The 14,240-nt window shown below is 55.6% G+C and carries 7 protein-coding genes; all 7 read right to left on the bottom strand.

The annotated features are described in order from the left end of the window. Positions 1–62: 62 nt before the first annotated feature. The 7 genes from uvrA to RC85_RS05630 all read right to left on the bottom strand — a co-directional run bounded on the left by uvrA (position 63) and on the right by RC85_RS05630 (position 14,216). On the bottom strand, positions 63–6,506 hold the full coding sequence (gene uvrA / locus RC85_RS05660) for an excinuclease ABC subunit UvrA (RefSeq protein WP_068259670.1): 6,444 nt from the start codon (positions 6,504–6,506) through the stop codon (positions 63–65). Positions 6,507–6,822: 316 nt separating this feature from the next. Then, on the bottom strand, positions 6,823–7,401 hold the full coding sequence (locus tag RC85_RS05655) for a nucleotide exchange factor GrpE (protein ID WP_068259667.1): 579 nt from the start codon (positions 7,399–7,401) through the stop codon (positions 6,823–6,825). A 5-nt stretch (positions 7,402–7,406) separates the two neighbouring features. Beyond that, complete coding sequence (gene dnaJ / locus RC85_RS05650) at positions 7,407–8,543, bottom strand: molecular chaperone DnaJ (RefSeq protein ID WP_068259663.1); 1,137 nt, start codon at positions 8,541–8,543, stop codon at positions 7,407–7,409. Between the two features lie 91 nt (positions 8,544–8,634). After that, positions 8,635–10,245, bottom strand: a complete 1,611-nt coding sequence (groL, locus tag RC85_RS05645) for a chaperonin GroEL (RefSeq protein ID WP_068259660.1) — start codon at positions 10,243–10,245, stop codon at positions 8,635–8,637. Positions 10,246–10,412: 167 nt separating this feature from the next. After that, positions 10,413–10,709 carry a co-chaperone GroES gene (groES, locus tag RC85_RS05640; protein ID WP_068259657.1) on the bottom strand — a complete coding sequence of 99 codons (297 nt, stop codon included), beginning with the start codon at positions 10,707–10,709 and terminating at the stop codon, positions 10,413–10,415. Positions 10,710–10,855: 146 nt separating this feature from the next. Next, positions 10,856–12,577 carry a chaperonin GroEL gene (groL, locus tag RC85_RS05635; RefSeq protein WP_068259652.1) on the bottom strand — a complete coding sequence of 574 codons (1,722 nt, stop codon included), beginning with the start codon at positions 12,575–12,577 and terminating at the stop codon, positions 10,856–10,858. 310 nt (positions 12,578–12,887) lie between these two features. Then, positions 12,888–14,216, bottom strand: coding sequence for a replication-associated recombination protein A (locus tag RC85_RS05630; protein WP_068259650.1), 1,329 nt, complete (start codon positions 14,214–14,216; stop codon positions 12,888–12,890). Between the last annotated feature and the right edge of the window lie 24 nt (positions 14,217–14,240).

The raw sequence follows: 14,240 nt of genomic DNA, 5'->3' as shown, positions 1-14,240 counted from the left end.
TTCAGATATCGTTTTCTGCCCCCACATCGTTTTGCCAAACCAATAAAACCCAGCGTTTACGATCATTCTACCGACGCGGCTAGGTGGTTTTGCAGGAACGATTTTAGTTTACGACTTCGGACATGCTTGGCCTCGGTTAGGTTCAGCGTGATCTTTGTCTGCTTTCCCCTGGACTCGGGTCGATCGATTCGCAGGCTGGGCAAACCATCCTCGTCAATCGCTTCGGCAGGACCAGCCAAGGTTACTTTCAGCGACTCTGGCATTTTAGTTTCAATCGTCGCCCATGCGTAGCGTGACCCATTGAGTTTAACGGTTACCTTTCCGGGCGAATCGAAGCTTAACGAATCGTCGCCCGCCACTGATTCGATTAGCTGCATGGTCTGGTCAGCGATCTCCAGCGGCCACTCGGGTTCCTGCCCGGTGGGGAACCCCTTGCCCAACGAATGCCACCGACGTCCCAGCACCTGCCAAGGATCGGTCACAACAGGCGTTTCGTCCTCCTGCTTCGTAGCGGAAGTCGCCAAGATTTTCGGCGGTTCAGGTTCAGGCTCAGGCCGAAAGTCTTGGCGACTTTCGCTACCGGGAACCAGCACCGAGTTATCGATCGCTTCTTTCAAGTACGACGCCGTCAGGCTGATTCCGTCCACCGGTGCATGACGCTTTTTGGCCGACTTGGTCACCTTGGCCGTAGCCGCCAACTGCTCGGTCGTGCCCGTGAAGACAACTTGCCCACCATGAACACCGGCCCCCGGGCCCATGTCAACAATCCAATCGCAACACTTAATCACGTCCAGATTGTGCTCGATCAACACGACTGTGTTGCCAAGGTCCACCAACCGCTGAGTCACATTCATCAGCTTTTCGATGTCGTCAAAGTGCAGTCCCGTTGTCGGTTCGTCCAGCAAGTACAACGTGCTGCCCGTCACCGGTCGTGCAAGTTCAGCGGCCAACTTCACCCGCTGTGCTTCACCGCCCGACAGCGTTGGTGCGGATTGACCAAGCGTCACGTAATCCAAACCAACGTCGCACAACGTTTGCACGATGCGATGAATCTTTGGGTAAGACGAAAACAATTCAGCCGCTTCGCCGCAGGGCATGTCCAACACATCCGCGATCGACTTTCCATGCAGTTTCACCTGCAAAACTTCGTCATTGTAACGGCGTGAATTACATTCCTCGCAAGGAACGTACACGTCCGGCAGGAAGTGCATTTCGATTTTCAGCGTTCCGTTGCCCTCGCAGGTTTCGCAACGACCACCGGCCACGTTAAAGCTGAACGTCCGCGCCGAAAACCTTCGCTCCGCTGCTTCGGGTAGTTCGGCAAACAAGTTGCGAATGTGATCGAACGCGCCGGTGTAGGTCGCTGGATTACTGCTGGGCGAATTCCCAAGCGGCGATTGATCGACACGGATCACTTTGTCGATGTGCCGAACGCCTTCGATTTTGTCGTGCCTGCCGGGACGTCCCTTGGCACGGTGCAATCGCCTAGCCAAAACGGGATACAAGATACCGTCGATCAATGAACTCTTGCCGCTACCGCTGGGACCAGTGATCGCGGTCATCACGCCAAGCGGAAGATCCAGGTCAACGTTCTGCAGATTGTTCTCGCGAGCACCAATGATCTTCAGCATTTCCACCAGCGGTTGCCCAGTGTCCGACATCACCGGACGCCGCGACGTCGGAACCGGAATCGACTTGGTACCATCGATGTAACCGCGAGTCACCGACGTTTCGGCTGGCTGAACATCGTCCGGCGCACCACGTGCCACCACACGACCGCCATGACGACCGGCACGCGGGCCAAAATCACACAGATAATCGCTGCCCTGAATCACATCGTGATCGTGTTCCACAACCAGCAGCGTGTTGCCCTGATCGCGAAGCCGATGCAGCGCCCCCAGCAATCGCAAGTTGTCGCGCGGGTGCAATCCGATCGTCGGCTCATCCAGCACATAAAGCACGCCACACAAACCGCTGCCAAGTTGGCCAGCCAATCGAATTCGCTGCGCCTCGCCGCCCGACAAAGTCGCCGCACCGCGATGCAGCGTCAAGTAATCCAAGCCAACATCCAGCAAAAACCCGACTCGTGATTGAACTTCACGAATCAATTCGCCCGCGATCTTCTTTTCGCGTGTGTCCATCTTCCACGACTTCACTTCATCCGCCAATCGGTCCAGCGGCATGTGAACCAAGTCGGCGATCGTGCGTCCGCGAAACCGGGTCGCCGAAGATTCTTCACGAAGCCGTGATCCATCGCAGGCCGCGCAATCAATCTCGTCGGTGAATTGTTCCAGCTTACCTCGCAGCCCCGGTGTCAATCGCGACGCTTCTTCCAACGCCGGATAGAAACCTTTGAACTGATAACGAAAGACCGTTTTCTTGCTGACCGATTTTTCTTTCGTGTCACGTTCCTGAACTTCAATCCACGCATTGCCCGTACCACGGTACAAAACACGCTTTTCAGAAACCGTCAGATCCGTGAACGGCACATCAGTGCGAATACCAGCGTGACGCGACAGAGCCGCCAACATCCACGTCGATACGGATTGATCAACGCTTGGCCACAACAACGCCACACCTTCGGCAAGCGATTGCGTTTGCGGGCCAACCAATGCCGCCGGATTGGTGCCAGTCTGTGACCCCAGACCTTCGCAGGACGAACACCAACCGATCGCCGAGTTGAACGAAAAGTGGTGAGGCGTCAATTCGGGGAACGATCGTCCGCAATCACCGCACACCAAGTGCTGCGAATGCGTTTCGCTGCCCCAGCGTTCTTCGTCGCGGTCCTCGTCAGCGATCGCCAATTCCAGTACACCGATCCCCAGCGACAAGGCCTGTTCGACACTATCGCTAATCCGAGATCGTTCTTCGGCCGCGATGGAAATCCGGTCAACGACCACTTGAACGGTTTGTTTTTGACGTGGATCCAGCGCCGGTGCGGTGTCCAGCGTCGTCGTTTTTCCATCGATGCGAACACGTTGGTAACCCAAACTACGCAGCGATGCCCAGGTATCCTTGGCACCCTCACCCGCTTGGACGTCGATCGGTGCCAACAACAACGCCTTGGTTCCCGCATCGTGCCGCATCACCTTGTCAACAATTTGATCGGGCGTCTGAGTTCCCACGGGAATCTGACAATCGGGACAATGCATCGTGCCCAGCCGAGCCATCAAGATCCGCAGGTAGTCATAAACCTCCGTCACCGTGCCGACGGTACTGCGCGGGCTGTGACCGAGATTCTTCTGCTCCAGTGCAACCGCTGGTGACAGCCCCTCGATCCGTTCGACGTGTGGCTTTTGAACCTGTCCGATAAATTGCCGAGCGTAGGACGAAAGCGATTCAACGTAACGGCGTTGGCCTTCGGCATAGATAGTGTCCATCGCCAGCGAGCTTTTACCACTGCCCGATGGACCGCAAAATACCGTCATCGCATCGCGTGGGACTTCGACATCGACGGACTTCAAGTTGTGTTCACAAGCTGCTTCAACCACGATGTGAGTTCGCGAACGCTCCGACGCAACCGCCATTTCGTGCTTGGGCTTTTCCTTCGATTCCGTCCCAATGCCGCTCTTCCGTTTGATCCCAAGCACCTTCGCCAGCGCCGCGCCGGTGTAGGAATTCGGTTCGTTCGCAATTTGGGTCGGGCGGCCAGCCTTGATCACCGTTCCGCCACCTGCACCGCCTTCGGGGCCAAGGTCAATGATCCAGTCGGCGGTTTTGATCACATCGGAATTGTGCTCGACAATCACAATCGTGTTTCCATGATCGGCCAACCGGTGAATCACGTTCAACAACAATTCGATGTCGGCAAAGTGCAATCCCGTGGTGGGTTCGTCCAGCACGTAAAGCGTCTTGCCGGTTTCCCGTTTGGACAGTTCACGCGACAGCTTGATTCGCTGCGCCTCACCGCCTGACAAAGTCGGCGATGGCTGACCAAGTTTCAGATATTCCAGCCCAACATCGACCAAGGTTTGCAGCTTATCGGCGACCTTTGGAATGTTCTCGAACAGCTTTAATGCTTCCGAGATATCCATTTCCAAGACGTCGGCAATCGATTGGCCTTTGAACTTGACCGACAGCGTTTCCAAGTTGTATCGCTTGCCTTGGCAAACCGGGCACTTGACCCAAATGTCGGCCAGGAAATCCATTTCCAACTTCGTCGCGCCGTTTCCGTCGCACGCCGCGCAGCGACCGCCGTCCACGTTAAAGCTGAACCGTGACGCCGTGTAGCCGCGTGTTTTGGCTTCGGTCAGCTTGGCGAAAAGGTTTCGAATTTCGTCAAAGACTTTGACGTAGGTCGCCGGGTTACTTCGCGGCGTGCGTCCGATCGGCGATTGATCGATCGCGATGGTTTTGTCCAAATGTTCCAAGCCGGTAATTTCGTCGTGGTCACCGATTTCTTGCTCGGCACCGTTGAGTGCATTGCGAAGTGCTGGTTCCAAGATGCCGCCGATCAGCGAACTCTTGCCACTGCCTGAAACGCCGGTGACGCAGCACACCGTTCCCAGCGGGATCGAGACGTCCACGTTCTTTAGGTTGTGGAACCGAGCCCCGCGGATCGTGATTTGAGTTTCTTCGTTGATCGGACGTAGTTCTTTGGCGGCTTCGATCGATCGTTTGCCGGACAGGAAATTGCCGGTCACGCTCTTGGCCGACTTCATCACCTTTTCAACATCGCCCATCGCGACGATCTTGCCACCCTTCACGCCCGGCCCAGGCCCAAAGTCAACGATCAAATCGCTGGCCCGCATCGTGTCTTCATCGTGTTCGACCACGATCAACGTGTTGCCCGCATCGCGAAGCCGTTGCAACGTTTCAATCAGCCGGTCGTTATCACGCGGGTGCAATCCGATCGATGGTTCGTCCAGGATGTACAGAACGCCAACCAAGCCGCTGCCGATTTGACCGGCCAACCGAATCCGCTGGGATTCACCACCCGACAATGTCGGTGCGGTCCGACCAAGTGTCAGGTATTCCAGTCCAACGCCCAACAGAAACCCGATCCGAGCACGAATTTCCTTTAACGCTTCACCAGCGATCCGTTGCTCTGTTTTGCCGAGCCGAACGTCAGTGAAGAATGCGGCAAGCTGATCGACAGACAATTCGCAGAGGTCGGGCAGGCTGAGTGCTACAAGATCACCCTGCGGAGCGGCGGAAGGGTCGGACGCGGCCAATCCGCCCGACTTAATCCGCACCGCACTAGCCTGGGCATTCAAACGAGCACCATCACAATCGGGGCAACCGATCGTTGACATATTCTTTTCTAATTGACGAAGCTGCATCTTGTTCTTCGTCGTTTTGTACTTCTCCAGCAACTCGGGAATAAAACCATCGAAGTCACCGGAGTACTTTTTGGTCTTTGCGCCGCTACGCCAAGTGAACTGCATCGATTCGTTGGTGCCCCACAACCAAACATGCTTGGCTTCGTCCGAAAGGTCACTCCAACTGCCTTCCAGCATCGTGCCTTTGTCGAATTCAAAGTAGGCGTCCATCGCCTCGGCCACACCTTGGTAGATATGGCGTCGATAACGGCCCATTTCGGACCATGACCCCAGCAAGCTGATCGCGCCCTTGCGAACCGACAGACTCTCATCGGGAATCAGTAGTTCAGGGACGAAAGTGTACAACCGACCAAGACCGTCGCAGGCTTCGCACATTCCTTGTGGCGAATTAAAGCTGAACAGTTGAGGCGTTGGTGGCTTAAAACTCTGGCCGCATGATCCGCAGGAATACTTGGACGAAAACAGAATGTCTTGCTTGACCGGACCAGCCTTGGGATCGTTCGCCTCTGACAAAGAAACCATCAACGTTGTGTCGCCAAGCTTCAGCGCCGTTTGAACCGCTTCGGTGACGCGGCCGCGATCTCGTTGGTCAGGTTCGATTCGATCAACAACGACTTCGACGTCGTGCCTGCGACTACGATCCAGTGTTGGCGGGTCAGATAAAACGTAGGTTTCGCCATCGACTCGGGCTCGCGAAAATCCTTGCTTGCGGAGATCCTCGAACAGGTCACGGAACTCACCTTTTTGACCACGCACCAGCGGCGCAAGAACCCACACGGTCGCTTCGGCTGGCAGATCATTGATGCGTGTCGCGATGGCGTCAAAGGACTGAGCCGTAATTTCGCATTCGCATTTTGGGCAGTGGCCTGTTCCAACTCGCGCGTAAAGCACCCGCAGGAAGTCATAGATCTCGGTGATCGTGCCGACGGTCGATCGCGGGTTGTTGCCGCTGGATTTTTGCGAGATTGAAATCGATGGCGACAGCCCTGAAACCAAATCAACGTCCGGCTTGGGCATCTGGCCCATGAACTGCCGCGCGTAATTCGACAGGCTTTCGACGTAACGACGTTGGCCTTCCGCATAGAGCGTGTCGAATGCGAGCGAAGATTTCCCCGATCCAGAGACACCCGAAAAACAGATGAGCTGGCCTCGTGGCAGCGTTAAACTGACGTCGCGCAGATTATGTTCGCGGGCTCCCTTGACCTTGATTTCCGTCGTCGTCATTCCGTTTGCCAAATCCTAATGAGCTGAACTTCAGTGTGCTACGAACGATTGCACCGGCTATCTGCGGAGCATCACGCTAAAGGTCGCAACAGAATGCAGAAAGGGGTGACCTATCGGAGCAGCCTTTACCAAGCCGCGACTTCCCGTGCTGCTGTTGTGCCGCTTGCTCCCCACACACCATAGAGACTTGGCGATCTAGGCGGCGAAGCGATGGTGCTGGCCGCTTTTTTCCGCCAAACCACTTCAGCGGACGAATTGCTGGCGTCAACAGAATTGGTCACAAATCATGCAGGGCCCAGATCACGCGGGACGCAAATCAAGCGGGGCCCGTGCTGACCACCACTTGGGATGGGCGAATGACGCGGTCGTGCATTTGGAAACCGGTGACGGCAACGTGAGCGACGGTGCCTTCGGGGGCGTCGCCGGGCATTTGTGAGATCGCTTCGTGGAAGTTCGGGTCGAACAACTCGCCTTCGGCTGGGATTTCGCGAATGCCGTGCTTGGCCATCGCGTCGTCGAACTGCTTGGTCACCATTGCGACACCATCACGCAACCCAGCGACCTCGGGTGAATCACCAGCCGCTTCGATGGCACGAAGCAAGTTGTCTCGCACCAGCAAAATGTCGGTGATGATCGGGACCGCCGCGTACTTAAGCTGGTCTTCGAAGTCACGACGCATTCGCTTGCGAAAGTTCTCGGCTTCGGCCTGCGCCATCAACACTCGCTTGTCAGCCGACTCGGCTGTTTCGCGAAGACGATCCATCTCTTCGTCACGAGTCTCACCGACGGACGTTTCCACATCCATGGCGTCTTCCATCGCAGCGTCAAACGGATGGACATCGCCATCGACGTCACCGTCGTTATCGAAATCTTCGTGTTCTCTATTTTCAGACATAATGATTAAGCTTCTGTTTCAAAGAATGTTTTCAACTTACCCAGGAACGAACTTCGGTGAGGCAGCACCGATTGATGGTCATTCTCGGCGAGTTCTCGCAACAAGCGTTCCTGTTCAGACGTCAATTTCTTTGGCACTTCGATGAACACCTGCACCAGCAAATCGCCGGCTCGCCCACCGCGCGGATCCACGATGCCTTTTCCCTTCAGCGTAAAGACTTCGTTGTTTTGAGTTCCCGCGCTGACCGTCAATAATTCAGGTCCGTCCAGCGTTGGCACTTCGATTTCCGCACCCAATGCCGCTTGCGTGTACGAAATCGGTAGCTGCAAAATCAGGTGGCTACCATCGCGTTTGAACAATTCATGTTCGCGAACGGTGATGAAGACGTAACAATCGCCCACGGGGCCACCGTCGGGACTGGCTTCGCCTTCGCCCTGAACTCGCACCCGCATCCCATCATCGACTCCGGCGGGAATCGTAACGGTCAGCTCCGCCTTTTTGTTTTCCAGTCCACTGCCGCGGCAATCGCCACAGGGATTTCCGATCGTCGTGCCCGCACCTTCACAATCCGGGCAAGCCGTTTGCACTCGCAAAATGCCGGCCGATTGAATCACCTGGCCGTGACCGCCGCAAGTGTTGCACGTGACAGGCTTGCTGCCGGGTGCCGCTCCGCTGCCTTCGCAAGTTTCGCACTTGGTCCGACGACGAAACGCGATGTCTTTATCAACACCTCTGGCCGCTTCTTCCAGCGTCAACGTCACGTTGCAGCGAATGTCGGCACCGCGACGGACTCGACGACGTCCACCGCCACCTCGTCCACCGCGACCAAACAGGTCGCCGAACATGCTGCCGCCACCGCCAAACATGTCGCCAAAGGCCTCGAAGATATCTTCGACATCACCATATTGATGAACGCCTTCGACCCCCGCATGGCCGTACTGGTCGTAGCGGCCGCGTTTTTCAGCGTCACTGAGAACCTCGTACGCCTCAGTGGCTTGCTTGAACTTTTCAACAGCCGATTCATCGTTCCGATTGCTATCGGGATGATACTTGATCGCAAGCTTCCGGTACGCACGATCGATCTCGGACTTGCCCGCCGACCGTTCGACCTTTAGCAATTCGTAGTAACAAGTTTTTTCCATGGATCCTTAGCCGTTAGCTATCAGCGTTTAGCCATTAGCTTGGGAGCGGGCTGGTTAGAAAAGCTAATCGCTAATCGCTAACAGCTAAACGCTATTGAACAACGCCTTCGATCTTCTTGTCTTCCTTGTCGAAGTTCGTGACCAAGGCTTCGGTCGTCAGCAGCAAGCCGGCGATCGAGCCAGCGTTGGCAAGTGCTGTGCGAACCACCTTCACCGGGTCAACAACGCCAGCCTTCAACATGTCGGTGTACTCGCCGGTGTGGGCGTTGTAGCCGATGTTGTCAGCCTTCTGCGAGACTTCGTCGACAACGACGCTGCCATCGATGCCGCCGTTGTCGGCGATCTGACGCATGGGAGCATCCAGAGAACCGAGCACGATATCGACGCCAATCTTTTCGTCGCCCTTAGCCTTCTTCTTCGCTTCTTCCAAAGCTTCGCGGCAACGCACCAACGCGACGCCGCCGCCGGGCAAGATGCCTTCTTCGACGGCTGCACGAGTCGCATGCAACGCGTCTTCCAAACGTGCCTTGGTTTGCTTCATCTCGGCTTCGGTTTCAGCACCGACGGCGATCACAGCAACGCCACCAGAAAGCTTGGCCAGACGTTCTTGGAACTTTTCCTTGTCGTAGTCGCTGTCGCTTTGCTCGATTTGCGAACGAATCTGTCCGACTCGTTTATCAACATCGGCTCGCTTGCCACCACCTTCGACGATCGTGGTATTGCCCTTATCGACAGTCACCTTCTTGGCGCGACCGAGTTGTTCCAGGGTCACGTTTTCAAGCTGAATGCCAAGATCGTCGCTGATCAGCGTTCCGCCGGTCAGGGTTGCGATGTCGCCGAGCATGGCCTTGCGACGATCACCAAAACCAGGTGCCTTCACAGCACAAACATTCAGCGTTCCACGCAGCTTGTTGACGACCAGCAACGTCAGCGCCTCGGCGTCCACGTCTTCGGCGATGATCAACAGAGGCTGACTGGTTGACGCTGATTTTTCAAGCAACGGAACCAAGTCGCGAATGTTGCTGATCTTCTTTTCGTACAGCAACACCAAAGCGTTTTCCAGGTTCGCTTCCATCGTGCCGGGATCGGTGATGAAGTAGGGCGAAACGTAGCCCTTGTCGAACTGCATTCCATCGACGTAGGTCACCTCGGTGTCGCGGCTCTTGCCTTCTTCGACCGTGATGACGCCGTCCTTGCCAACTTTTTCCAACGCATCGGCAAGCAGGTTGCCAATCACGTGGTCATTGTTCGCTGAAATCGCACCAACGTTGGCGACTTCTTCTTTGTTTTTGACAGGGCGTCCCATTTCCATCAACTTGACCGACGCTGCTGCGACCGCCTTGTCGATGCCGCGACGAATCGCGGCGGGGTTGCTGCCGGCGACAATGTTACGCAAACCTTCCTTGAAGATCGCTCGTGCCAACACGGTTGCGGTCGTCGTTCCGTCACCAGCCAAGTCGCTGGTCTTTTGAGCGACTTCGATGACCAACTTCGCGCCCATGTTCTCGAAACGATCTTCGAGTTCAATTTCTTTGGCAACGGTCACGCCGTCTTTGGTCACAGTTGGACCGCCAAACGATTTATCGATGATCACGTTGCGGCCGGTTGGCCCCATCGTCACAGCGACCGCGTCAGCTAATTTGTCAACACCCGCCAACATGCGGGCTCGTGCGTGATCCTCAAATAGCAGCTTCTTAGCCATCGGGATGTTTCCTTAGTTTGAATTGTTGTTGTTGTTGGAAGAACGCTTGGTTGACCAAACGTCCAACGCTTCGTTTCATTAGAGCGATTAGCTATTAGCAGTTAGCTATTAGCTAAGATTGGATCAGTAAAAGCTAATAGCTAATCGCTAATAGCTCCCTAGCTCTCTTAAAGCACTTTGGCCAAGATGTCTGATTCGCGCAGAATCTTGACTTCGTTGCCATCGACTTCGACGTTGCTGCCGCCGTACTTGCCGTAGATCACCGTGTCACCGACACCGACGGACAACTCGCCACGATTGCCACTGTCCAGCATTTTGCCTGGACCAACGGCAACAACCTTGCCGCGCTGTGGTTTCTCTTGAGCCGAATCGGGAAGCACGATGCCGCCGGCAGTGGTGGATTCGGCGTCTTCGGGTTGAACAACGACGCGATCGTCCAGAGGACGCAAGTTAAGTTTTGCCATGATTGATTCCTGTAAAAGCTATTAGCTGTTAGCGATGAGCCGTTAGCTGAAAGTGTTTGAAGTTTGTTGTTTAAAAAACGATTGAATGAACGTGACGAAAGAACAAAAAGCCAATAGCTAACCGCTAAAAGCTAATCGCTTCTTCCTTACATCATGCCGCCCATTCCACCCATGCCGCCCATGTCCATTCCGCCCATGCCACCCATGCCCGGCATTCCGCCGCCCATGCCGCCACCCATTCCATGATCATGGCTATGGTCGCCGCCACCTGGCTCTTCTTCGACAGGAATATCAACCACCAACGACTCGGTGGTCAGCAACAAACAGGCAACCGATGCCGCGTTGGTAAGCGAAGTGCGAACAACCTTGGCCGGATCGACGATACCGCCAGCGACAAGGTCACAATACTTTTCAGCATTGGCGTCGTAGCCGTCAGTCTTGCCCTTCATTTGCAGCACGCGATTGACAACCACAGCCCCATCAAGGCCCGCATTGTTCGCGATCGCACGCAAAGGCTGATCCAAGCAATTCAGAATAATCCGCACGCCGAGCTTTTGATCGCCCTCCGTTGCAGCTTCTAGCTTTTCGATCGCTTTACGACAGCGAAGCAATGCAGTTCCGCCACCGGGCACAATGCCTTCTTCCAATGCTGCTTGCGTAGCCGCACGAGCGTCATCGATCAGAGCTTTTCGCTCTTTCATTTCAGTTTCAGTCGCAGCACCAACGTTAATTTGAGCCACACCGCCGGCGAGTTTCGCCAAACGTTCTTGCAGCTTTTCGCGATCGTAATCGCTATCGGTGCCTTCGATCTCGCGGCGAATCTGTGCGACCCGGCCTTCGATGTCCGACTTGCTTCCGCCACCGCTGACGATCGTGGTTCCGTCGCTGGTGATACGAACTTTCTTGGCACGACCAAGGTCCGACATCTTGACGCTTTCCAGATCGATACCCAGATCCTTGAAGATCGCCTTGCCGCCAGTCAACGCAGCGATGTCGCCCATGATCGCCTTGCGACGGTCACCGTAACCAGGTGCCTTCACGGCACAGGCCGACAGGATGCCACGCATCTTGTTAACGACCAACGTTGCCAAGGCTTCGCCTTCGACGTCTTCGGCGATGATCAACAATGGCTTCTTCGCCTTGCTCATCGCTTCCAACAATGGAATCATCTTTTTGTTGTTGCTGATCTTGTCTTCAAACAACAAGATGTGGCAATCGTCGAACTCAACCGACACGTCGTCCTGGTTGGTGACGAAGTGAGGCGACAAGAATCCGCGATCGAACTGCATGCCTTCGACAACATCGACATAGGTTTCACTCGACCGGCCTTCTTCGACGGTGATCACACCGTTCTTGCCAACTTTGGTGAACGCGTCCGCCAGCACTTCGCCGATCAACGGATCGTTGTTACCAGCGATCGTGGCGACTTGCTTGATGTCGCTCTTGTTGTTTTCGCGAATCGGCGTGGCCAGCTTGGCGATCTCTTTTGAAGTTGCCTCAACCGCTTTGTTGATGCCACGAGTCAAAGCCATCGGATCAGCTCCGGTGGCGACCATTTTCAGGCCTTCGCGGAAGATCGCTTCGGCCAATACCGTTGCGGTCGTGGTTCCGTCACCAGCAACATCGTTGGTCTTGCTGGCGGCTTCCTTGACCAATTGGGCACCCAGGTTTTCAAACGGGTCGTCCAGATCAATGTCCTCAGCAACGGTGACGCCGTCCTTGGTGACTTTGGGCGAACCCCAACCTTTGTCCAAAACGGCATTTCGGCCACGCGGGCCAAGAGTACTGCGGACGGCACGCGCCAATTTGCTGACACCGGCCAGCAATGGCCCCCGTGCGTCGTCGTCGAAAACGATTTGCTTTGCCACGACGTTTTTCTCCTGTAAGGATCGTTGAGCTTCAGGCTTGAAGCGGTAAGTGTGTTGTCTACTGTGTTCTTGATTTTTCTAAACTTCGCTTCACCAGACGGAGCCCGTTGCGTTCCAAAACCGAACGCAGATGCAATCCCGTCGAGATGCACCGGTGGCAGTCACGCCTGATGGACGTCCCCTAAGAGCAAGCGGTGTGCCATAGCAAACATTTCGTTCGCAAGTGGTTTACAGGAAACTGTTTAGCGATATCGGCAGACCAGCACCCGCGGGCCGCTATGTCACGTTGGCAGCAAACGCGCCAGCGGCCCTAATCCGCGCGTCGCGAGCGAATATCATCGATCCGCTTTCGCAGCTCTTGCTCGAAACCGCGATCGACGGGCTGGTAATAAGTTCGGTCAACCCCGTAATGCTGATTCCCAATCCCGTCGTCGGCATGATGCGAAGACTGGTATTCCACACCGTGGCCCAATTCCGCCGCCCCCTTGTAATGAGCTTCCCGCAAATGCTTCGGCACCGCGACCAACTTTTGCTCGCGAACATCTTTCTTCGCTGCACCAATCGCGACCGTCGCGGCGTTACTCTTTGGGGCCAGCGACAAATAGGCCACCGCTTGCGAAAGCGTCAACTGAGCCTCGGGCAATCCGACAAACTCACACGCCTGCATCGCCGCAACCGCCAGCGACAACGCCTGTGGGTCAGCGTTGCCAATATCTTCGCTGGCCAGAATCACCAAACGGCGACACAAAAAACGAATGTCCTCGCCGCCTTCCAACATCCTGGCCAACCAATAGATCGCCGCATCGGTGTCACTGCCGCGGATACTTTTGATCATCGCGCTGATCAGATCGTAATGATCGTCACCGGTGCCGTCGTATCCACCGATTCGACTGCCAAGTGATTCTTGCACGACCTCTCGACTGACCACCGAATTCGGCTTCGCACTCAACACCGCAATTTCCAGCGCCGACAATGCCCGCCGCGCATCGCCCTCGCAGGCCTGAGCCAAAAACGTGATCGCGTCTTCGGCCACCGACACCGATTGCTTGGACAACTGACCACCCAACCCACGGTCCGAATCAGCGATCGCACGTTCAAGCAAACCCGCGATCTCCGTTTCCGACAACGATTCCAGTTGGAACAACTGACTGCGACTCAACAGCGCCGCATTGATCGCAAAGAACGGATTGCTTGTCGTCGCACCGATCAGCGACACGACACCGGCTTCCACATCGGGCAACAACGCGTCTTGTTGGCTTTTGCTGAAACGGTGAATTTCGTCGATAAACAAAAGCGGCCGCTTCCCTCCGCTACGGATCGTGTCATCCGCCCAGGCCAAGACTTCTCGCACATCCTTGACGCCCGACGACACCGCGCTCAGCATTTTCAACTGGCTGCCCGTTTCAGATGCGATCAAATGTGCCAGCGTTGTTTTGCCTGTCCCTGGCGGTCCCGACAACAAAATGCTTCCCAACCGCCCCGCATCAATCATCCGCCGCAGCAACTTGCCTTCACTCAACAGGTGCTGTTGCCCGACATATTCAGACAGCGTTCGCGGCCGCATTCGAGCCGCCAGCGGTTCGACTTGCAGGAGGTTCTGCTGTTCGGCGTCTTCAAACAGCGAAGCACTTTGATCCATCGTCGATCCCTGGTTTGTGTCTGC

Source organism: Rubripirellula obstinata, from assembly GCF_001642955.1.
Lineage (GTDB): Bacteria > Planctomycetota > Planctomycetia > Pirellulales > Pirellulaceae > Rubripirellula > Rubripirellula obstinata.
The sequence above is the reverse complement of the archived record's forward strand: the minus strand, read 5'-3'. Positions and strand labels throughout refer to the sequence as shown.